A 21,130-nucleotide genomic window follows, 5' to 3' on the forward strand; every position below is an offset into this window, starting at 1 on the left:
GAGCGATGAAGAAGAGTCACCCCATCCGGCGTGTTCTGCTCGCGAGCGCCGCCACCGTGTCCGGGATCGTGCTGCTGCTCTCCCTGAAGCCGGCGTCGGATCCAGCCTCGGCGTCCGCGCAGGGTGCGGGGACCCAAGGTGCCGCCGCCGCGCAGGAATCGCCCCAGGGCGGTGCCGCGGCGGCCGGGACCTCGACGGTCACGGGCGCCGTCGCCCAGACCCAGTACGGGGTCGTCCAGGTACGCCTGACGGTCGCCAACGGCAAGATCACCAAGGCCGAGGCGGTCCAGGCGCCCAAGGGCGGCACCAGCGACCAGAAGACGGCGCTGTCCGTGCCCAAGCTGAACCAGGAGGCCGTCGCCACGCAGAGCGCGGACATCACGTCCGTGTCCGGGGCGAGCTACACCAGCGCCGGCTACAAGCAGTCCCTTCAGTCGGCCATCGACAAGATGAAGGCCGCCGTCGCCAACACGGCCGCCCCGTCGCAGAGTTCGGCCGCCGGGTCGGGTCAGGCCGCCCAGGCCAAGACCGTCACCGGTGATGTCGTGACGACCGAGTACGGGCCCGTCCAGGTCCGGATCACCGTCGCGGGCGGCAAGATCACCAAGGCCGACGCGGTGCAGGCCCCGAGCGGTGGGACCAGCGACCAGAAGACGGCGCTGTCGATCCCGAAGCTCAACCAGGAGGCCGTGGCCGCCGGGAACGCGAACATCGACTCCGTGTCGGGTGCGTCGTACACGAGTGGCGGTTACAAGAAGTCCCTGCAGTCGGCGCTGGACAAGGCCGGTGGCTGACACGGTGACCGATCCCGCGGCGGCTCCCGCCGAACTGCGGCACGCCGAGGAGGTCATGGGGACGGTGTTCTCCTTCGACATCCGCGGCGGGGAGCCCGAGGCCGTCCGAGCCGCGCTGGAGCAGGCGGTCGCCCAACTGCACCGTGTCAACGAGGTGTTCAGCACCTACCGCGACGACAGCCAGGTCTCCCGGCTGGCCCGCGGCGACCTGACCCTCGCGGAGTGCGACGCCGAGGTCGCCGAGGTGCTGGAGCTGGGCGCCGAGGCGGAGCGGGTGAGCGCCGGCTGGTTCAGCACCAAGTACGAGGGACCCCTCGACCCGACCGGCATCGTGAAGGGCTGGGCCGCCGAGCGCGCGGCCGAGCTGATCGCGGCGGCGGCCGGGGTGAGCGGGGTCAGCGTCAACGGCGGCGGCGACGTCCAGATGTTCGGCGTCCCGGGACCGCACCGGCCCTGGCGCGTCGGCGTCTCGGATCCGCTCCGCCCGGGCGGTCTCGCGGCCGTCATCTCGGCCGCGGGCACCGACCAGTTGGCCGTGGCCACCTCCGGTACGGCGGAGCGCGGGGCGCACATCGTGGACCCGTCCACCGGCAAGTCCGCGGTGACCGACCTGGTCGCCGTCACCGTCGTGGCACCGCGTCTGACCTGGGCCGACTGCTGGGCCACGGCCGCGTTCGCGATGGGTTCGCGGGAGGGTCTGGCCTGGCTGGAGTCGCTGCCCGACGTCGAGGCGCTGCTCATCACGGCCGGCGACGAGGTGCGCTGCACCGGCGGCCTGGCGGCCAGACTCGGCTGAAGCCCCATGCGAGTCGGGGGTGCACCGGACAACTCCGGTGCACCCCCGACTCGTTGGCCTGTATCAGTCTTTTTCGCGTACGTCAGTGGTCGTTCTGCGCCAGCCGCAGCAGATGGTCCGCGAGGGCCTGCCCGCCGAGCGGGTCCCGGCTGATCAGCATGAGCGTGTCGTCGCCGGCGATGGTGCCGAGGATGTCCTGGAGTTCGGCCTGGTCGATCGCCGAGGCGAGGAACTGGGCGGCGCCCGGCGGGGTGCGCAGGACCACGAGGTTGGCGGAGGCCTCCGCGGAGATCAGCAGCTCCGACGAGAGCCGCCGCATCCGCTCCTCCTTCGCCGACTCCCCCAGCGGCACGCGCGGGGTGCGGAAACCGCCCTCGCTCGGCACCGCGTAGATGAGGTCGCCGTCGTTGTTGCGGATCTTCACCGCGTTCAGCTCGTCCAGGTCCCGGGAGAGCGTCGCCTGGGTGACACTCAGCCCGTCGTCGGACAGCAGCTTCGCCAACTGGCTCTGGGAACGCACCGGTTGCCGGTTGAGGATGTCCACGATCCGGCGGTGGCGGGCGGTGCGGGTCTGCGGCACGGCAGGCCCCGCGGTGTGCTCGTGCTCCTGCGCCTGACTCATCGTCGACTCATTCTCCGGATCATCCGTCCCCCTTGGCCACGTCCAGGACCCCGGGCAGCGCCCGGAGGAACGCGTCCGCCTCGTCGTCGCCGAGGTTCAGCGGTGGCATCAGCCGTACGACATCGGGGGCGGGCGCGTTGACCAGGAAGCCCGCGTCCTGAGCCGCCTGTTGCACCTGGGGCGCGAGCGGCTCGGTGAGCACGATACCCAGGAGGAGGCCCGCACCCCGGACATAATCGATCAACGGGTGGCCCAGCGACTCGATTCCGTCGCGGATCTTCTCGCTCTGCCGCTTCACGTTGTCGAGGAGATCCTCGTTCGCGATGGTGTCGAGTACGGCGAGTCCGGCGGCGCAGGCGACCGGGTTGCCGCCGAACGTCGTGCCGTGCTGGCCGGGTTGGAGCAGCTCGGCCGCGCGCCCGAAGGCCACGGTGGCGCCGAGCGGCAGCCCGCCGCCGAGCCCCTTCGCGAGGGTCACGACATCGGGCAGGACGCCTTCGTGGGCCTGGTACTCGAACCAGTGCCCGGTACGGCCGACCCCGGTCTGCACCTCGTCGAGCACGAGCAGCGCGCCGTGCGCGGCGGTGATCGCGCGGGCGGCCTTCAGGTACCCGGCGGGCGGTACGACGACCCCGTTCTCCCCCTGGATCGGCTCGATGATGACGAGCGCGGTGTCGTCGGTGACGGCGGCGGCGAGGGCCTGCGCGTCGCCGAAGGGCACGTGCGTGACGTCGCCGGGCAGCGGCAGGAACGGCTCCTGCTTGCCGGGCTGGCCGGTGAGGGCGAGGGAGCCCATCGTCCGGCCGTGGAAGGCGCCTTCGGTGGCGACCATGTGCTGACGGCCCGTCAGGCGGCCGATCTTGAAGGCGCCTTCGTTGGCCTCGGCACCCGAGTTGCAGAAGAACACCTTGCCGTCCCGGCCGAAGCGCTCAAGGAGCCGTTCGGCGAGGGCGACGGGCGGTTCGGCGATGAACAGGTTGGAGACATGGCCGAGTTCGGCGATCTGCTTGCCGACGGCCTCGACGATCGCCGGGTGGGCGTGCCCGAGGGCGTTGACCGCGATACCGCCGACGAAGTCGGTGTACTCGTTGCCGTCGGCGTCCCAGAGCTTGGCGCCCGCGCCGCGGACGAGGGGGAGCTTCGGGGTGCCGTAGTTGTTCATGAGCGACCCCTGCCAGCGCTGGGTCAGCTCCTCATTCGCGGTCATACGGCATCCCCCTGCTTCTTGCCGGACTTCTTGGCGGACTTCTTCTTGGCGGACTTCGGGTCGGGCAGCTCGTCCGGCACGACCATCGTGCCGATGCCCTCGTCGGTGAAGATCTCCAGCAGGATCGAGTGCTGGACCCGGCCGTCGATGACCCGGGCGGTGGTCACGCCGTTGCGCACGGCGTGCAGGCAGCCCTCCATCTTCGGCACCATCCCGGAGCTCAACTCCGGGAGCAGCTTCTCCAGTTGGGTGGCGGTGAGGCGGCTGATCACCTCGTCGCTGTGGGGCCAGTCCTCGTAGAGACCCTCGACGTCCGTGAGGACCATGAGGGTCTCGGCGCCCAGCGCAGCAGCGAGTGCCGCAGCAGCCGTATCAGCATTGACGTTGTAGACATGTCCGTCGTCCTCGCTCCTGGCGATCGACGAGACGACCGGGATGCGGCCGTCGGCGAGCAGGGCCTCGATCGCGCCCGTGTCGATCGCGGTGATCTCACCCACCCGCCCGATGTCGACCAACTCCCCGTCGATCTCGGGCAGATGCTTGGTGGCGGTGATGGTGTGCGCGTCCTCGCCGGTCAACCCGACGGCGAGCGGCCCGTGTTGGTTGAGCAGCCCGACCAGCTCGCGCTGCACCTGCCCCGCGAGCACCATCCGTACGACGTCCATGGCGTCCTCGGTGGTGACGCGCAGGCCGGCCTTGAACTCGCTGACGATGCCGTGCCGGTCGAGGGCGGCGCTGATCTGCGGGCCACCGCCGTGCACGACGACGGGCTTGAGGCCCGCGTGGTGCAGGAACACGACGTCCTGCGCGAACGCGGCCTTCAGGTCCTCGTCGATCATGGCGTTGCCGCCGAACTTGATGACGACGGTCTTGCCGTTGTGCCGGGTCAGCCAGGGCAGCGCCTCGATGAGGATCTGCGCCTTGGGCAGCGCGGTGTGCTTACGGGTAGTGCTCATGACGAGTACGCGCTGTTCTCGTGGACGTAGTCCGCGGTGAGGTCGTTGGTCCAGATCGTCGCGGTCTCGGAACCGGCGGCGAGGTCGGCGACGATGTGCACCTCGCGGTAGCGCATGTCGACCTTGTCGCGGTCCTCGCCGACGCCCCCGTCCTTGCAGACCCACACGCCGTTGATGGCGACGTTGAGCCGGTCGGGTTCGAAGGCGGCCTTGGTCGTGCCGATCGCGGACAACACCCGTCCCCAGTTGGGGTCTTCGCCGTGGATGGCGCACTTGAGGAGGTTGTTGCGGGCGATGGAACGGCCCACCTCCACGGCGTCGTCCTCGCTCGCGGCGTTGACGATCTCGACCTTGATGTCCTTGCTGGCACCTTCGGCGTCGCGGATGAGCTGCTGCCCGAGGTCGTCACAGACGGCGCGGACGGCCTCGGCGAACTCCTCGTATCCCGGGGTGACTTGGGAGGCGCCGGAGGCGAGCAGCAGCACGGTGTCGTTGGTGGACATGCAGCCGTCGGAGTCGACCCGGTCGAAGGTGGTGCGGGTGGCGGCCCGAAGTGCCTTGTCCAGTACGTCGGTTGCGACGTCGGCGTCGGTGGTGAGGACCACGAGCATGGTGGCGAGGCCGGGGGCGAGCATGCCGGCGCCCTTCGCCATACCACCGACGGTCCAGCCGTCCTTGGTGGTCACGACGGCGGTCTTGTGCACGGAGTCCGTGGTCTTGATGGCGATGGCGGCCTTCTCACCACCGTGCTCGGAGAGTTGACCGGCGGCGGCCTCGACTCCCGGCAGCAGCTTGTCCATCGGGAGCAGGAGTCCGATGAGCCCGGTGGAGGCGACGGCCACCTCGGCGGCGTTGAGCCCGAGCGTGTCCGCGACCTTCTCGGCGGTGGCGTGCGTGTCCTGAAAGCCCTTCGGCCCCGTACAGGCGTTGGCGCCACCGGAGTTGAGGACGACGGCGGAGACCTTGCCGCCCTTCAGCACCTGTTCCGACCACAACACCGGCGCGGCTTTGACGCGGTTGGAGGTGAAGACGCCCGCGGCGGCGAGGCGGGGCCCGGTGTTGACCACGAGGGCCAGGTCCGGGTTGCCGTTCTCCTTGATCCCGGCGGCGATACCCGCGGCCGTGAATCCCTGTGCTGCCGTCACACTCACGGCGCGACTCCGATCGTCGTCAGCCCGGTGGACTCGTCGAGCCCGAGGGCGAGGTTCATGCTCTGTACGGCACCGCCCGCGGTGCCCTTGGTCAGATTGTCGATGGCGCTGATCGCGATGATGCGTCCCGCGGCCTCGTCGTACGCGACCTGCACCTGAACGGCGTTGGAACCGTAGACGGACGCCGTCGCGGGCCACTGTCCCTCGGGGAGCAGGAACACGAAGGGCTCGTCGGCGAAGGCCTTCTCGTACGCGGCGCGCACGGACTCCCCCGTGACTCCTTCACGCGCTTTGGCGCTGCACGTGGCGAGGATGCCGCGGGGCATCGGCGCGAGGGTGGGCGTGAAGGACACGGTGACGGGCTCACCGGCGACCTCACCCAGGTTCTGGATGATCTCGGGGGTGTGCCGATGGCCGCCGCCGACGCCGTACGGGGACATGGACCCCATGACCTCGGAGCCCAGCAGGTGCGCCTTGGGCGCCTTGCCGGCGCCGGAGGTCCCGGAGGCGGCGACGATCACGGCCTCGTTCTCGGCGAGCCCGGCGACGTACGCCGGGAAGAGCGCGAGCGAGGCGGCCGTCGGGTAGCAACCGGGCACGGCGATGCGCTTGGATCCCGCCAACGCGGCACGGGCGCCCGGGAGTTCGGGCAGGCCGTAGGGCCAGGTGCCGGCGTACGCGGAGCCGTAGAACTTCTCCCAGTCGGCCGCGTCCTTCAGCCGGAAGTCGGCGCCCATGTCGACGACGAGGACGTCCGGGCCGAGTTGCTCGGCGACGGCGGCGGACTGTCCGTGCGGCAGCGCGAGGAAGACGACGTCGTGTCCGGCGAGGACTTCGGGGGTAGTTTCCTGGAGGACCCGGTCGGCGAGCGGCAGCAGATGCGGTTGCAGCGCGCCGAGTTTCTGTCCGGCGTTGGAGTTGCCGGTCAGGGCACCGATCTCGACCTCGGGGTGCGCCAGGAGCAGACGCAGGAGTTCCCCACCCGCGTATCCACTCGCTCCGGCCACTGCCGCACGTACCGCCATGGAACCCTCCTCATCGATGGCATGACTATACGTTTCGCTGCACGTTTATGCAATCCGAGTGGGTGGGTATGCACCCAGGCCGGCGAGAACATTCGATCGTGGGGGTGCGGTGGCCGCGGCCTCCAGTCCGTGGTGGTCGTCGAGGAGGAAGTGGGACCGACCGGCCGTCAGCGGACCCGACGGTTCGACACCACCGTTCCAGGCCGCGACGCCCTACTGTCGTCGGCATGACGGAGCCCGTGGCAGCGACGCGTACACCCGAGCACTCTCCCGGTACGGCACGCCTGATCGCTCTGTCCGACGGGATATACGCCATCGCGATGACGCTGCTCGTCATCAACGTGGCGGTCCCCGCGAATCTGCCGGCCGCCGCCTTCCACAAGGCCCTGGGCGACGCCCTGCCCAGCCTCGGCGCCTTCGCGCTCAGCTTCACCCTCATCGCCGGGTTCTGGCGTGACCACCGCCGCATCCTCACCGCGGTGCCCGTCGAGACGGGCGTGGTCACCCGCCTCACCCTCCTCGGCCTCGGCCTGGTCGCACTGCTGCCCTTCCCCACCGGGCTCCTCGCCGAGTACGCCTCACAGCCCGACGCCGTCGCCCTCTACGCGAGCGCCATGGCCGCGATCCACGCGGTGCACGCGGCGCTCCTGCTGCTCACGCAGCGCCAGGTGCACCCCTCGCCCGACTCCCCCGCCGCCAGGGCCCGCCGCCGCTTCACCGTCCAACTGGGCTCCAGTGTCCTGGTGTTCGTCCTCTCCATTCCCCTGGCCTACGTCAACACGGCCGCGGCGATGTGGTTCTGGATCACGATCATCCCCGCCCATGTGGTCCTCGGCCACTACCGCCGCCGGTCGGGGCAGGACTGACACCGCTCGGTCAGGATCGCTCGGCGAGTACGGCTTCGAGTTGGGCGACGTGGCGGGCCTCGGCCTCTTTGCGGACGGCGGCGAAACGGCGGTCGACGATCAGCACCGGGATCAGCCAGAGATAGCCCCACAGGCTGAAGTGGTCCACGACTCCCGTCCGCCGCAGCGTCGTGTTGGTGGCGAAGCACAGGATGAGGCTGACCGCCCACGCGGCCGTCCGGTACCGGCCGAGGAGGCGCACCGGCGCGTTCCACGGACCGGAGAGCGCCTCCAGGGTCGTGGCGCGCACGGTGGCGGCCCGGTCGAGGGTCTCGGCGCCCCGCGTGATCGCGTCGTCGCCGTCCCGCTGCCGGAGGTCCTCGGCCAGGGCGCGGGCCTGGGCCTCGGTGTCACGGCCCCGGAGGGCGCCGACCACCGCCCCCATCCTGATGTCCTCCCAGTAACCGCGCCGGGCCCAGCGCTCGGCGGCGGCGAGCTGTCCCGCCTCGGCGGACTCCGGTGCCAGTTCCTTCAGGCGCCGGGAGAGGACGGGGGCGCGCGCGGCACGGCCGGGGTACTCGAACGCGTCGGCGCGCAGGCAGAGTTCGGCGTATCCGGCGAGGAGCCCGAGGTGGTCGCCGTCGAGCGCGAGTCCCGCCCGGAACGCCTCCTCCGCGCGATCGTCGTGGTCGTCGTCGTCCTCGACGGCATGTCCGAGGGCCAGCCAGCAGTAGAGGTCGGCCTGCGGCCCGAGCTCGTCCAGCCCCTCCTGCGCGGCGCGCCGGACGGCCGCGTTTCCCCCCGCCAGGAACAACTGCTCGCAGCGGTTCTGATACACGTCGATCGTGGTCGTCCGGCTCATGTGGCATCCCCCTCGTGAACCCCCTCCCCAGGGGGAGGGCAAGTGTGCGGTTCGGGTAATCCCCAGGTCAAGCATGATCCAACGGTTCGGATACGGGTCCCGCTCACGCGTCCGCAGTGGTCCCCGACAGGGCTTGACCTGGAGCGCGCTCCAGGTTCTACCGTTGTGTTCATGAGCAGCGGACAGCCCCTGAATCCCCTCCATGGGGACCGGGAACCCACCCTCACGATCGCCCAGGTCGCCGAGCGCACCGGTCTCTCGCACGACACCCTGCGCTACTACGAGAAGGCCGGCCTGATCGAGCGGGTCGGGAGGACCACCGGGAACCAACGGCGGTACCAGGCCGCGGACTTGGCCTGGCTGGAGTTTCTGCTGCGGTTGCGCGGGACGGGTATGTCGATCGCCGACATGCAGCGGTTCGCGGCGCTGCGGGCGGCGGGGGACGTCACGGTCGCCGACCGGCTGGCGATGCTGCGCGGACATCGGGCCGAACTGGCCGACCGGATCAGGGCGTTGCGCCGCAACGCGTCCGCGCTGGACGACAAGATCGACCACTACGAACGGCTGCTCCTCGACGGGGTCGAGCACGAGCGGCCTGGATCGGATGAACCGACATGAGCGCGAGCACCACCCGTGAAGAGCGTTTCGCCCACGGCCTGGAGGTCCTGAAGCGGGTCGACGGCGAGGCCGGGCAGCGGGTCGTCGACTCGCTCGCCGACATCAGCCCCGAACTGGGTCACCAGGTCGTCGCCTGGGCCTTCGGCGAGATCTACGACCGTCCCGGACTCGCCCCGCGCGACCGCCAGTTGGTGACGCTGGGCATGCTCACCGCGCTCGGCGGCTGCGAGGCGCAGCTCGATGTGCACGTGAACGCGGCGCTGAACGTGGGCCTCACACCGGAGGAGATCGTCGAGGCCCTGACGCACTCCGCCGTGTACTGCGGTATCCCCAAGGCGCTCAACGCCACCTTCGCCGCGAAGAAGGTCTTCGCCGAGCGTGGGCTGCTGCCGCTGGGACAGCAGGCCACGCCGGAAGCGGAAGCTACCTCTGCCTGATCCTCAGGAACGTGACCGAGTTCGCCGGGAAGGTGTAACTGAACCTGCCCGCAACCCCCTTGAAGGTGGACACGACCGGCGCGACCGCCGTCGCCGTCTCGCTGTTCACCGCGTCGGGCGCGGCGGCGAGCGTGGTCACCTTCGCCTTGGAGGAGACCTTCGCGCCGCCCAGGTCGATCGCCGTACGGGCCGCCGAGGACTGGTCGTTGACGACCTTGACGATCAGGTCACCGGTCTTCGCGTCCTTGCTGACGACCTGACGGAACGGCTCGGCCGGCTTGTCGTCGGCGAAGCTGCCCCACTCCTGGCCGTCGAGGTAGAGGGTGACCTGACGGCCCCTCACCTTGATGTCGACGTCGTAGGCGCGGCCCGTCTCGATGGTGCCCGGCTTGGCGACCAGCGTCGACTTGCCGCCGTCCACGGCCTGTTCGACTGCGGTCTGGGTGTTGTTCCAGCCGCCCAGGTTCCACCAGTAGTAGTTGCCGGTGTCCTTGACGCCGAAAGCGACCAGGAAGCCTTCCTTTCCTGCCCTCTTCGTGGCCTGCACGTGCAGGTCGTAGTCGTGCCAGGCCGGGTCGCCCGCCGACACCATGGTGTTCTCGGCGGCGGTGTCGGTCTGGACGTACTGCCCGTCCTGGAGGCTCCAACTCCCGCCTCCTGTATGGGTCCACCGGTCCGCCGTGTCACCGGAGAAGTCGTCGGAGAGCAGCGCCGAACCGTCCGAAGCCGTCACCTTCACGTCGTCGTACGCCGCGCTCGTCGCCCAGGTCGACAGGCCGACCGCGCCGGAGATCGGGGCGACAAGTGAGGGTGTTCCGGTGGCCGTTGACGGCACCACCCGGGTACCGACGTTGTTCATGAAGAGCTTCTGGACCTCGTAGTTGGCGGAGCCCCAGGAGGCGTGGTTGTTGAACCACACCAGGTCCGGGCGCCACTGGACGTAGTCCTCGTTGGCGAACAGCGGTGCATAGGAGGCGAGTTTGACGACATCGGCGTTGCGTTCCAGGCCGGTCATGTACGCCGCTTCGGCGAGGCCGTTCTTGAACGCGTTGCCGCCGGAGGCGTATTCGCCGAGGAAGACCTTCGGGCCGGTGCGGTCGTAGGAGTCGTAGCGGTCGTTGTTCTGCAGGAACCACTGCGGGCTGTTGTAGTAGTGCTCGTCGACCATGTCGACCTTGGCGTCCTTGTTGAGCTGCCAGGCCGTGTCGAAGGTCGAACCGCTGTCGTCCGGGCCCGCGTTGGAGATCACGGTCATGTACGGGTACTTGGCCTCGATCGCCGTACGGAACCGGGTGAAGCGGGCGAAGAACTCGGCGGGGAGGTTCTCCTCGTTGCCGACCTCGATGTGGGTGAGGTGGAAGGGCTTGGGGTGGCCCATCTCGGCGCGCAGCCCGCCCCACTTCGACGTCACCGGCCCGTTGGCGAACTCGACGAGATCCAGGGTGTCCTGGATGTGCCGCTTGAGCAACGCCGGGTCGTCGACCGCCTTGTTCTGGCCGCAGCCGGTCACCAGGGCCGGTACGACGGGCAGCGGCATCGCGCCGATGTCCTCGGCGAGGCGGAAGTACTCGTAGTAGCCGAGGCCGTAACTCTGGTTGTAGCCCCAGACGTTGGAGTTCGTGGCACGGGTCTCGACCGGGCCGACGGTGTCCTTCCACTGGTACGAGCGCGTGCGCTGGTAGCCGGAGGCGGCGCTGTAGTCCTCCATGGAACCGGTGTTGACCAGGCAGCCGCCGGGGAAGCGCACGAAGCCCGGGTGCAGGGCGGCGATCTTCTCGGCGAGGTCCTTGCGCAGGCCGTTCGGCTCGTGCTTGTAGGTGTCGCGGGGGAAGAGGGACACCATGTCGAGGGCGGTCGCGTCGGACGAGGCGACGGTGAGGCGGCCGGCGGTGCTGGTGCGGGTCGCGGTGAACCTCGCCCGGTACTGCGCCCAGCCGTTCTTCCTCACCTTCACCCGGTGTGCCGTCGCCAGTGTGCCGCCGGTGTCCTGGAGGCTCACGGTGAGCGTGGTGCCGGTATCGGCGCGGGCCCACACCGAGAAGTCGTACTTCTTGCCGTCCTCCACGGCGATGCCGGTGTTGTAACCGGCGTTCGTGACGGACGAACCGGCCGTCAGGGAGAGGTAGTTGCGGTTGGTCTCGTTGAGACGGCCGGCGTCGTTCACCACCTGGGCCGTGCCCGCGACCGCCCAACCGGTCAGCGGGGTGTACGACTTGTTGTCGTCGGTGGAGTACTCGAAGGACCGGTTCTGCACGAGCTCGGCGTACAGGCCGCCGTCGGCCGCGCGGTTGATGTCCTCGAAGAAGACCCCGTACATCGTCCTGTCGATCGCGGCGCCCCGCGCCGACGGGTCGACGGTGATCGCGTAGTCGGTGACGTCCGTGACGTCGTCGGCGTGGGCGGGTGCGGGGACGACGGCCGTCGCCAGCAGGAACGCGCTCGCCCCCAAGGCGAGTCTCAGGCGGGTGCGGCTGGTGCGTGACATGGATACTCCGCGGCTCTTGAAGGTGCCCTGAAGCCGCCCGGAAGCCGCTCCAAGGTTGTTCGAGATATCAGACGCTGGTCAGCACTTCGAACGGCAAGATAGGGAAGGGGCGTGAGCACGTCAATGGGGCCGGCGCGGCCGGGGACGTAGGGTCGAGGGCATGCATGCGCCGTTGCCCTACCTGGTCATGCGGAAGGGATGACGATGGGCGAGTTCTGGCCGGTGGCGGACGTTTTGGCGTATCTGTCCGGGAGTTGGCGGGTCCGGAGGTCGGTACGGGACCTGTCGAGCGGGGACGAGGGCGACTTCGCGGGTACGACCGTCTTCAGCGCGCTGCCCGAAGAGGGTCTGCTGCACACGGAGTCGGGCACCTTCACCTGGCTGGGCGTGGCCCGTCCCGCCGAGCGGACCCTACGCTTCCTGCCGGGCGGGGCAGCGGGGACGGCCGACGTGCGCTTCGGCGACGGGCGGCCGTTCCACGACCTGGATCTGACCGCGGGGCACCATGTCGCCGACCATCCCTGCTCGGCGGATCTGTACCGGGGCGAGTTCACGGTTCAGGACGCGGACCACTGGCGGACGGTGTGGCGGGTGGGCGGGCCCGCGAAGGATCTGCTGCTGAACACGGTGTACACGCGCGGGAGTTGAGCACCAACGCCCTCACCCGCTGCACCCACAGCAAGACCCGCCCCGCCCTACACCCGTCTGGACTGGACCCCCGCCCCGTCGAACCGCAGGTTCCAGCGCCCCGCATGCCCCGTGACCGTGGTGGTCGACAGCGGACGTACGTCGAGGTTCCAGTAGGTCGACGGGGGTGCCTTGAGGGCGTAGACCAACGCGGCGCGGATGACGGAGGGTTCGGCGACGGCGACGATGCGGCCCCCGTCGTCGTCGGGGCGGGTGTCCAGCCAACCGCCCACCCGGGCGATGAAGGCCAGCAGGGACTCGCCGCCGTGCGGGGTGGAGCGGGGGTCGGCGAGCCAGGCGTCCACCAGGGCCGGTTCGCGGGCCATCGCCTCGCCGAGGGTCAGGCCGCGCCAGCGGCCCATGTCGCAGTCCCGCAGGGCGAGTTGCACCAACGGGGTGTAACCGAGACCGTCGCCGGTGGTCCGGCTGCGCGGGGTCGGCGAACAGTAGCGCAGCTCCGCCGCCGCCAGCGGCAGCAGGACCGGGGCGGCGCGCTGCACCTCGTCCCATCCCGCCTGGTCCAGCGGGCGGTCGTCCTCGAAGCGCTCCGCGAGCAGCGGGGAGCTGCGCGCGGCGGCGACGAACGTGACCCGAAGTAGCATGCGGCGATCGTGATCCCGCCGAAGTACGCAGGTCAAGGGGTGCCGAACGAGCGTTACCCAGGGTGGGCGAAACCTCACTTCGAAGTCGGGACCAGGCGGACAACTCACTCGAAAATGAGGGCCATCCACCGGTCGGGCCGCTCCAATGGCTTGAATCCGAGCTTCTCGTAGACCCCGTGGGCGTCGTGCGTGGCGAGCAGGATCCGCCGCAGTCCGAACGGCCGCAGCTCCTCCCGTACGGCGCCGACGAACGCCGTGCCGACGCCCTTGCCGCGCACCGACGGGTCCACGTACACATCGCACAGCCACGCGAACAACGCCTCGTCGGTCACCACGCGCGCGTACGCCACCTGCTCCCCCGAAGTCGTGTCGTACACCCCGAAGTTCAGCGAGGACGCGACCGCCCGCTCGTGCTTCTCGCGGGGCCGGTCCATCGCCCAGTAGGCGTCGGTGGACAGCCAGCGGTAGGTGCGGTCGATGTCGACGCGGGCGGGGTCGGCGGAGAACTCATAGCCGTCGGGGAGGCTCGGGATGTCGTTCATGGCGGGAGGCTCGCAGGTCAGGGGGCGAGGTGTCGAGCGGTTTTGACCGGCGGCCCGGGCGTTGTCAGTGCCGGGTGGCAGGCTTTGGACTACTGGTTCGAGGACGGGGGGGCGGAGCTACGGCCTGCTCACCGAGGCCCCCGGGCTGGAGCACCTCCGCGTCAGAGCACCTCCTCGCAGGCCGCCCGAAGCCGTCGTACGCCCTCCACGATCTCCCCCGTCCCCGCGACCGCCGCAAAGCTCAACCGGACGTGGGCGGCCGGAGGTTCGGCGCTGAAGTAGGGGCGGCCGGGGGCGATGGAGACGCCCGCGCGGAGGGCCGCGATCGTCAGGGACTGTTCGTCCATGCCGTCGGGGAGGCGGAGCCACAGGTGGTAGCCGCCGGAGGGGATGTGCGGGAGGGAGAAGGTGGGGAGTTCGAGGCGCAGAGCGGTCGTCATCGTGTCGAGGCGGGTCTTCAACTCGGTTGAGATCGCGCGGAGATGGCGGGGCCAGGCCGGGGAGCCGACGAGTTCGAGGGCCGCCTCCTGGAGTGGGCGGGGGACGAAGAAGGTGTCGACGACCTGGATGGCGCGCAGGCGTTCCAGTACCGGGCCGTGCGCGGCGAGGGCGCTGACCCGGAAGCTGGGCGAGGTCGCCTTGGTGAGCGAGCCGACGTGGACGACGACTCCGTCGGGGTCGTCGGCGACGAGCGGGCTCGGCAGCGGGCCCGCGTCGTCGTGCACGAGCCGTCGTACGAAGTCGTCCTCGATGACGAACGCGCCCGCGTCGCGGGCGATGCGCAGGACCTCCGAACGGCGGGCGGGGGCGAGGACCGCGCCGGTCGGGTTCTGGAACAGGGGCTGGCAGACGAAGACCCGGGCGCCGGTCGCGCGGAACGCGTCGGCGAGCAGGGGCGGTTTCACGCCGTCCGCGTCCACCGGGACCGGGACGGGGCGCAGGCCCGCAGCCCGCGCGATCGCCAACATGCCTGGATACGTGGGGGATTCGACGAGGACCGGTGCGCCCGGGGGTGCGAGGGCGCGCAGTGCGGTGGTGAGCGCGCTCTGGCCGCCCGCGCTGACCAGGACGTCGGCGGCTGTCACCGCTCCGCCGATGCTGCGCGCGAACCACTCGCGCAGTTCCGGCAGGCCCTCCATCGGCGGCCGTCCCCAGGCGCCGGGGCGACGGCCGGCCCGGGACAGGGCTGCCGCCATCGCGCGCTCGGGCTGGAGGGACGGGTGCAAATAGCCGCCGTTGAACTCGATCACGCCCGGCGGCGGGACGGCCAGCGTCGCCAGGACCGCTGAGGCGTCCACCGTGCGCGGGACGAAGTCGGCGGTGCCGTCCGCGCTGAGCGCGACCTCCTGCCAGGAGGTGTCCCCCGAGACGGCGGCGGTCGCGGGGCGGGGCGTCGCCCGGAACGCGCCCGCGCCGGGCCGGGTGACCACCAGTCCCTCGGCGGCCAGCTGCGCGAGGGCGCGCGAGACGGTCACGGGGCTCACCCGGAACCGTTCGACGAGCGCCCGGCTCGACGGCAGCTTCCCACCGGGTGAGTAGCGGTTGAGTTCCTGTCGGAGGCAATTCGCCAGTTCACCGACACTGCTACGCTCGTGCATGAGAGCACACGATAGCGCTACCGCCCCGAGCCCGATAGCGGTCAACACCGGTACCGGCCCCGATTCCGCCCCCGCACCGGCCCCCGCGCTCGGCGTCCGCGCCGGTACCGTCCAGGCCGCGCTCGGTGTGATCGCCTTCTCCCTCACCTTCCCCGCCACCGCCTGGGGGCTCGAAGGCTTCGGTGCCTGGTCGTTGGTGGCCGTGCGCAGCGTCCTCGCGGCGGTCATCGCGGGCGGCTGCCTGCTGGCGCTGCGCGTCCGCGTGCCCGGCCGTCGGCACTGGGGCGGGCTGGCCGTCGTGGCCGCCGGAGTGGTGGTCGGTTTCCCGCTGCTCACCACGCTCGCGCTGGAGACGTCAACCACCGCGCACGCGGCGGTGGTTGTCGGCCTGCTGCCGCTGACGACCGCCGCGCTGTCCGCGCTGCGCACCGGCATCCGCCCCTCGCGCACCTTCTGGACGGCCGCGCTCGCGGGCGCCGGCGCGGTGATCGCCTTCACGGTGCAGCAGAGCGGCGGCGCCGTGACCACCGCCGACCTGTATCTCCTCGCCGCGCTGCTGGTCTGCGCGGCCGGTTACACCGAGGGCGGCCGGCTGGCCCGGGTCATGCCCGGCTGGCAGGTCATCGCCTGGGCGCTGGTCCTGTGCCTGCCGCTGACCGGGCCCGCCGCCGCGATCGCGCTGTCGTACGACACCCCGCACCTCACCGCGCACAGCGTGGCCGGGCTGCTGTGGGTCGCCGCCGGTTCGCAGTTCCTCGGGCTCGTCGTCTGGTACCGGGGCATGGCCGCCATCGGCGTCCCGAAGGCAAGCCAACTACAGCTGGCCCAACCGCTGCTCACGCTGGTGTGGTCGGTCCTGCTGCTCGGCGAACACCTGCCTGTGGCCGCCCCGTTGACCGCGGCGGCGGTGCTGGTGTGCATCGCCGTCACGCAACGGGCGCGGAGTTGAGGGCTACAAATCCCGCTTCCGGAACGGGAGTTCAGCGCGGAGCGTTCGCGGGCTCCTGGTAGTGGTCGGCGACCACGCGGGCCATCGCGCCGATCGGATCGACCGCCACGTCCCGGGCCGCGAAGAAGACATGCCCGCCGAACTGGGGGTACTTGGCGGCGAGCGTGAGGTGCCGGGAGAGTTCGGCCGGGTCCTGCCAGGCCGCGGGCTGTGCCGGGTCGCCCGCCTTGTACAGCGCCTCACCCGCGTAGAGCCGCGTCTTCGTGCCGCGCGCCACCTCCGCCCACCAGGGCAGCAGCTTGGCGTAGTCGGCGGCGGCGAAGCCGATGTTCCAGTACAGCTGCGGGACGATGTAGTCGATCCAGTTCTCGCGCACCCACTTGCGGGTGTCCGCGCAGAGGTCGTCGTACGTCTGCACCCCCGCCCGGGTGTCGGAGCCGAGCGGGTCGGTCGCGATGTTGCGCCACACGCCGAAGGGGCTGATCCCGAAGCTCGTGCCAGGGCGGATTCGCTGGATGCGGGACGCGGTCTCGCGGATCAGTTTGTCGATGTTGTCGCGGCGCCAGGCGGCCCGGTCGGCGAAGCCGCCGCCGTACCTGTCGTAGGCCGCGTCGTCGTCGAAGGTCTGGCCGGCCACCGGGTACGGGTAGAAGTAGTCGTCGAAGTGGACCCCGTCGACCGGGTACTTCTTCACCGCGTCGAGGATCGCGTCCTCGACGAAGGCGCGCACCTGGGGCAGTCCGGGGTTGTAGTAGAGCTTCCCGCCGTACGCCACCACCCAGTCCGGGTGCTTGCGCGCGGGGTGCGAGGCGACGAGCTTGGTCAGGTCGGTGTTGTTGGCGATCCGGTACGGGTTGAACCAGGCGTGCAGTTCCAGCCCCCGCGCATGCGCCTCTTCCACGGCCGTCTTCAGCGGGTCCCAGCCGGGGGCGACGCCCTGGGTGCCGGTCAGGTACTGGGACCAGGGTTCGTACGGCGAGGGCCACAACGCGTCGGCGGTGGGCCGTACTTGGAACATCACCGTGTTGAGGCGGTCGCGGACCGCCGTGTCGAGGTGGGCGATCAGTTCGGTGCGCTGCTGTGCGGCGGTGAGGCCCGGGCGGGAGGGCCAGTCGCGGTTGGCCACCGTCGCCAGCCACACGCCCCGCATCTCGGTGACCCCGCGCGGACGACCTGCCGGCCTCGGCGCGCGCCCGGGTTCCGCCGCCGCGCTGCCCGTCGTGGCCAGCGTCGACAGCGCGGCCATCGCGAACGCCCGACGTGACAATCGCCCCATCTGCACACCCCCATACGCTGTGGATCCGTGCTGTCACGGATCGTCTCCGCGCCCCAGGATGCCCGACCCCGGCGATCGATCATCGATACTTGCGGGTAACGTGCACGATCGGAGCAGGCGTCGGACAGCGGGGCCCTGCAACGAGCCGTAGATCAGCGAAGGGGACGATGTGACCGACATCGAGCGCGTCGGAGTGGTCGGCTGCGGCCAGATGGGCGCCGGTATCGCCGAGGTGTGCGCCCGCTCCGGCCTGGACGTGAAGGTCGCCGAGACCACCGGCGAGGCCCTGGAGATCGGCCGCACCCGGCTGTTCAACTCGCTGGCCAAGGCCGCCGAGCGCGGCAAGATCACCGCCGAGGAACTGGCGGAGACGCAGGCGCGGCTCAGCTTCACCACCGATCTCGGCGAGTTCGCCGACCGCGACCTCGTGATCGAGGCCGTCGTCGAGAACGAGCAGGTGAAGACCGAGATCTTCCAGGTGCTCGACCAGGTCGTGACCCGCCCCGACGCGATCCTGGCCTCCAACACCTCCTCGATCCCGCTGGTGCGGCTCGCGGTCGCCACCTCGCGCCCCGACCAGGTCATCGGCATCCACTTCTTCAACCCGGCCCCGGTGCAGAAGCTCGTCGAGCTGATCCCGGCGCTGACCACCTCCGAGGGCACGCTCAGCCGCGCCCAGCTGTTCGCCGAGAAGGCGCTCGGCAAGCACGCGATCCGCGCGCAGGACCGCTCCGGCTTCGTGGTCAACGCGCTGCTGATCCCCTATCTCCTGTCCGCGATCCGGATGTTCGAGTCGGGCATCGCCAGCCGCGAGGACATCGACAACGGCATGGAGCTGGGCTGCGCCCACCCGATGGGCCCGCTGAAGCTGGCCGACCTGATCGGCCTGGACACGGTCGCCTCGGTCGCCTTCTCGATGTACGAGGAGTACAAGGAGCCGCTGTACGCCGCTCCCCCGCTGCTCCAGCGCATGGTCGACGCGGGACGCCTCGGCCGTAAGTCCGGCTCGGGCTTCTACACCTACGCCTGAGCACTTCCCTCGCGGCAACTCACCGTAATACTTTGGCGGTTGCGGGCCCGGCACTCTTCGGAGCGCCGGGCCCGCGCCATTCACACACCGTGTGCGCGCCGGGCCCGCATATGCCGCTCGCACACTCTCCCCTGGTGCCCACCAGGCGAGTTGACTCTTCATGCGCATGCAAGGGATGTTCCGACTACGGAAAGGAGCGGACCCGTGACCGCCGACCCCGAGCATCCCGTGGTCCATGGAGAACTCGCAGAGTTACGCCGCCGCCTCGACGTCGCCTACGCGCGTGTCGAAGGAGGGCTGGCGCTGCTCAGCCATCGCACCGAGGAGACGGACAAGGAAGTGGATGACCTGAGCGCGCGAATCGTTGCACTGGAGCACACGCGGTGGCCACTGCCGGCTATCGCCGCACTGACCGCCGTAGGTGCCCTTGTCGTGACGGTCTGGCAGGTTCTGGGACGTTAGACGTTCCGTTCGAGGGTCGGTGGGTCGGCCGCGGGTTCGTCGTGGCTGGTCGCGCCGTTCCCCGCGCCCCTTTGGGGCGCTGCGTCCTGCCCCAGCCTCAGATGGTGCAACAGTAGTAACGCGGCCGCCATGTTGGCGGCCGGGACCTCCCCGCGGGCGACCATGTCGGGATGCACGCGAGTTTGAGCGGCACCCATTCCCGGCGGTCCGACTCGAAGTCGTCCACGGGGTGTCCGGTGTACTCGCCCTCGTCGGCCCAGTAGATGTGGTGCCGGGCGTCCGTGAGCCCGTTGGACGGCTCCACGCTCATCAGGTGGTGCAGGGGCCCCGGCCGCCAGCCGGTCTCTTCCTCCAGTTCCCTGGCGGCCGCGCGCGCGATGTCCTCGCCGTCCTCCACGACGCCGGCCGCGAGCTCCCACCCCCAGCTGTCGGTGATGAAGCGGTGCCGCCACAGCAGGAGTACTTCGTTCGCCTCGTTGACCACCGTCGCCACGGCCACCGGACGAAGCCGTATGAGGAAGTGGTCGAGGTGCCGGCCGTCAGGCAGTTCGACATCCGCGAGATTGACGCTGAACCAGCGATTTGAGTACACAGTTTGTTCGTTCTGTTTCGTCCACTGCACGGTTCTGCCACCTTCCGTCGAGTAAGTGGCAATATCGCAGCAGGGACTGTGTTGTGGTCTACGGCGCTTTCCAGGGCGCGTTCTACAGCGGTACGCGCAGTGCCCCGTCGATGAGTTCGGCCGCCTCGGTGGTACCCGCGCAGTCGCTGCGCACCAGGTACTCACGGACCGCGCGGAGTCTGTCGCGCAGCCGCTGGGACTCCATGCCCCGCGCCTGCTCGGCCATCTGCACCGCCGTGGCCACCGCTTTGTCGGCGTTTCCCCGGCGCAGTTCGATCTGGCTGAGCATGGCCAGCCGGTGCACCCGGCCCCGGTCGTGCGCCGGAGTGTCCACGGCCGCCGTGGCGTGTTCCCCCGCCGCCGTCAGATCGCCGAGGCTGAGAAGCGCCTCCGCCACCTGGACGTTGACCAGGCCCGGCTGGACATAGCCGGTCTCGTCGGGTTCGTATCCGCGCCGGATGCGTTCGGCGGCCTGCTCGGCACGCCGGATGCAGGACAGGGCGCTCGTGCCGTCGCCGAGGTGCGCGTACGCCTTCGCCTGCATCGCGTACAGGTCGGAGGCGAGCGCCGGGGTGATCTGCCGGCCTGCGGCGCGCAGCGCGGCCTCCGCGAAGGCGACGGCCTGGCGGAACTCCCGCATGAACAGCGACTGGTTGACGAGCAGCGCGATGACGTACGCGCCAAGTCCCCGGTCATTGCTGGCCTTTGCGAGCCTGAGCGCCTGGTGGAAGTAGCGCTGGGCGAGCCCGTGCGCGTCGGAGTCGTAGGCGCAGATGCCCGCGATGGCCACCAACCCGCCGGTGGCACGGTGCAGTTGGCGGCCGGTGGCGTCGGTGTAGCTGCCGCGCAGCAGGGGCGCGGTCTCGGAGTTGAGGAAGCCGACGATGCGGGTGCGGGTCGCCACGCCGCCGGCCTTGCGGTACATCTGCTCGTAGTGGGCGCGGGCCGAGCGCAGCATCTCGATGTCGGCCATGCTCACCCGGTGCCGGCCGCCGCGCGAGACGTCGACGTCCTCGGGCGGGTTCTCCCACTCCCACACGGGCATCACCGCGGGCGTTCCGGTGACCGCGGGGGCGCCAAGGATGTGCGGGCGCTGCTGTTCGTCGGAGCGCCACAGGGCGGTGGCCCGCTCGACGAAGCCGGAGAGGGAGGTGCCGTGCGGGGTGGCCGGTTCGCCCGGTACGCCGAGGCCGATGTCGTCGAGGGTGACGGGTCTGTGCAGGCGGGTCGCGAGCACCTCGCAGATCAGGTCGGGGACCTGGCCCCGGGGGCGCTGGCCCTTCAACCACCGTGCCACGGCGGTGTGTTCGTACCGTAGCGCGAGCCCTCGGGCCCGTCCCGCCTGGTTCACGTGGGCGGCGAGTCCCGCGTGCGAGATTCCCGCCTCGTCCAGGATCGCGTCGAGGAGTGTGTTGGGCTGCATGGATGGCCCCCCGGATGACTCGGTGCGGACAGAGTAGTGCGGGTCCGTTCACACGGGGTGTGAACGGAGTACGCGAATCCGCGGCGTGTGCACACTGTCGCGGAGAGTTTCCAACCGGTTGACTGGATTGCCTCGCAAGAG

21 protein-coding genes and 1 pseudogene are annotated in these 21,130 nt (G+C 70.3%); 9 read left to right on the forward strand and 13 right to left on the reverse strand.

Annotated features, from left to right (window positions below; genetic code table 11):
• The first annotated feature begins 5 nt into the window (after positions 1-5).
• Positions 6-794: an FMN-binding protein gene (locus tag OG407_RS12070; protein ID WP_405857579.1), complete on the forward strand. Its 789-nt coding sequence runs from the start codon at positions 6-8 to the stop codon at positions 792-794.
• Entirely contained in the window at positions 787-1,590 is an 804-nt protein-coding gene (locus tag OG407_RS12075; protein ID WP_405857581.1) for an FAD:protein FMN transferase, read from the forward strand. The genes OG407_RS12070 and OG407_RS12075 overlap by 8 nt, the downstream gene beginning before the upstream one ends.
• Positions 1,591-1,672: 82 nt before the next feature.
• On the opposite strand, the gene OG407_RS12080 is transcribed toward OG407_RS12075, so the two are convergent.
• From OG407_RS12080 to argC, 5 genes are read right to left on the reverse strand one after another with little or no spacing between them, the layout of a single operon-like run.
• Positions 1,673-2,212 carry an arginine repressor gene (locus OG407_RS12080; protein WP_327405350.1) on the reverse strand — a complete coding sequence of 180 codons (540 nt, stop codon included), beginning with the start codon at positions 2,210-2,212 and terminating at the stop codon, positions 1,673-1,675.
• Between the two features lie 19 nt (positions 2,213-2,231).
• On the reverse strand, positions 2,232-3,419 hold the full coding sequence (locus tag OG407_RS12085) for an acetylornithine transaminase (RefSeq protein WP_405857584.1): 1,188 nt from the start codon (positions 3,417-3,419) through the stop codon (positions 2,232-2,234).
• Positions 3,416-4,375 (reverse strand): acetylglutamate kinase, encoded by a 960-nt coding sequence (gene argB / locus OG407_RS12090; RefSeq protein ID WP_403589990.1) that lies wholly within the window; start codon positions 4,373-4,375, stop codon positions 3,416-3,418. Before argB ends, OG407_RS12085 begins: the two co-directional genes overlap by 4 nt.
• Positions 4,372-5,526 carry a bifunctional glutamate N-acetyltransferase/amino-acid acetyltransferase ArgJ gene (gene argJ / locus OG407_RS12095; protein ID WP_405857586.1) on the reverse strand — a complete coding sequence of 385 codons (1,155 nt, stop codon included), beginning with the start codon at positions 5,524-5,526 and terminating at the stop codon, positions 4,372-4,374. The genes argB and argJ overlap by 4 nt, the downstream gene beginning before the upstream one ends.
• Complete coding sequence (gene argC / locus OG407_RS12100; protein WP_405857588.1) at positions 5,523-6,551, reverse strand: N-acetyl-gamma-glutamyl-phosphate reductase; 1,029 nt, start codon at positions 6,549-6,551, stop codon at positions 5,523-5,525. Before argC ends, argJ begins: the two co-directional genes overlap by 4 nt.
• Before the next feature lie 227 nt (positions 6,552-6,778).
• Here argC and OG407_RS12105 point away from each other — a divergent pair, with 227 nt between their 5' ends.
• On the forward strand, positions 6,779-7,417 hold the full coding sequence (locus tag OG407_RS12105; RefSeq protein WP_405857590.1) for a TMEM175 family protein: 639 nt from the start codon (positions 6,779-6,781) through the stop codon (positions 7,415-7,417).
• A gap of 10 nt (positions 7,418-7,427) precedes the next feature.
• On the opposite strand, the gene OG407_RS12110 is transcribed toward OG407_RS12105, so the two are convergent.
• A complete protein-coding gene (locus OG407_RS12110; RefSeq protein WP_405857592.1) occupies positions 7,428-8,258 on the reverse strand; it encodes a hypothetical protein in 831 nt (276 codons plus the stop codon).
• Between the two features lie 171 nt (positions 8,259-8,429).
• On the opposite strand from OG407_RS12110, the gene OG407_RS12115 reads away from it, so the two are divergent.
• Entirely contained in the window at positions 8,430-8,876 is a 447-nt protein-coding gene (locus OG407_RS12115; RefSeq protein WP_405857594.1) for a MerR family transcriptional regulator, read from the forward strand.
• On the forward strand, positions 8,873-9,313 hold the full coding sequence (locus OG407_RS12120; protein WP_405857596.1) for a carboxymuconolactone decarboxylase family protein: 441 nt from the start codon (positions 8,873-8,875) through the stop codon (positions 9,311-9,313). The genes OG407_RS12115 and OG407_RS12120 overlap by 4 nt, the downstream gene beginning before the upstream one ends.
• Here OG407_RS12120 and OG407_RS12125 read toward each other — a convergent pair.
• Positions 9,300-11,798 (reverse strand): alpha-L-arabinofuranosidase C-terminal domain-containing protein, encoded by a 2,499-nt coding sequence (locus OG407_RS12125; RefSeq protein WP_405857597.1) that lies wholly within the window; start codon positions 11,796-11,798, stop codon positions 9,300-9,302. The two genes, OG407_RS12120 and OG407_RS12125, sit on opposite strands and share 14 nt — an antisense overlap.
• 204 nt (positions 11,799-12,002) lie before the next feature.
• On the opposite strand from OG407_RS12125, the gene OG407_RS12130 reads away from it, so the two are divergent.
• Complete coding sequence (locus OG407_RS12130; protein ID WP_405857599.1) at positions 12,003-12,446, forward strand: DUF6314 family protein; 444 nt, start codon at positions 12,003-12,005, stop codon at positions 12,444-12,446.
• Between the two features lie 47 nt (positions 12,447-12,493).
• Here the strand turns inward: OG407_RS12130 and OG407_RS12135 are convergent, their stop codons facing one another.
• The 3 genes from OG407_RS12135 to OG407_RS12145 form a co-directional block, all read right to left on the reverse strand.
• Positions 12,494-13,087, reverse strand: coding sequence for a histidine phosphatase family protein (locus OG407_RS12135; RefSeq protein WP_403590005.1), 594 nt, complete (start codon positions 13,085-13,087; stop codon positions 12,494-12,496).
• A gap of 104 nt (positions 13,088-13,191) precedes the next feature.
• Positions 13,192-13,629, reverse strand: a complete 438-nt coding sequence (locus OG407_RS12140; protein WP_403590007.1) for a GNAT family N-acetyltransferase — start codon at positions 13,627-13,629, stop codon at positions 13,192-13,194.
• 161 nt (positions 13,630-13,790) lie between these two features.
• Entirely contained in the window at positions 13,791-15,227 is a 1,437-nt protein-coding gene (locus OG407_RS12145; RefSeq protein ID WP_405857601.1) for a PLP-dependent aminotransferase family protein, read from the reverse strand.
• Here OG407_RS12145 and OG407_RS12150 point away from each other — a divergent pair.
• Positions 15,226-16,176 (forward strand): DMT family transporter, encoded by a 951-nt coding sequence (locus OG407_RS12150; RefSeq protein ID WP_405857603.1) that lies wholly within the window; start codon positions 15,226-15,228, stop codon positions 16,174-16,176. The two genes, OG407_RS12145 and OG407_RS12150, sit on opposite strands and share 2 nt — an antisense overlap.
• Before the next feature lie 31 nt (positions 16,177-16,207).
• On the opposite strand, the gene OG407_RS12155 is transcribed toward OG407_RS12150, so the two are convergent.
• A complete protein-coding gene (locus tag OG407_RS12155; RefSeq protein ID WP_405857605.1) occupies positions 16,208-17,452 on the reverse strand; it encodes a glycoside hydrolase family 10 protein in 1,245 nt (414 codons plus the stop codon).
• Between the two features lie 211 nt (positions 17,453-17,663).
• Here OG407_RS12155 and OG407_RS12160 point away from each other — a divergent pair, with 211 nt between their 5' ends.
• The gene (locus OG407_RS12160; RefSeq protein WP_405849300.1) at positions 17,664-18,482 is read left to right on the forward strand and encodes a 3-hydroxybutyryl-CoA dehydrogenase; all 819 of its coding nucleotides are present in this window, start codon (positions 17,664-17,666) and stop codon (positions 18,480-18,482) included.
• Positions 18,483-18,686: 204 nt separating this feature from the next.
• A complete protein-coding gene (locus OG407_RS12165) occupies positions 18,687-18,944 on the forward strand; it encodes a hypothetical protein (RefSeq protein ID WP_019059891.1) in 258 nt (85 codons plus the stop codon).
• 83 nt (positions 18,945-19,027) lie between these two features.
• Here OG407_RS12165 and OG407_RS12170 read toward each other — a convergent pair.
• Together OG407_RS12170 and OG407_RS12175 are read right to left on the reverse strand one after the other, a co-directional pair.
• A pseudogene (locus tag OG407_RS12170) lies at positions 19,028-19,566 on the reverse strand (NUDIX hydrolase); the annotation flags it as partial.
• A gap of 82 nt (positions 19,567-19,648) precedes the next feature.
• Positions 19,649-20,989: a transcriptional regulator gene (locus tag OG407_RS12175; RefSeq protein ID WP_405857607.1), complete on the reverse strand. Its 1,341-nt coding sequence runs from the start codon at positions 20,987-20,989 to the stop codon at positions 19,649-19,651.
• Positions 20,990-21,130: the final 141 nt, after the last annotated feature.

Origin of the sequence: Streptomyces sp. NBC_01515 (genome assembly GCF_045040345.1) — a bacterium.
Classification (GTDB): Bacteria; Actinomycetota; Actinomycetes; order Streptomycetales; family Streptomycetaceae; genus Streptomyces.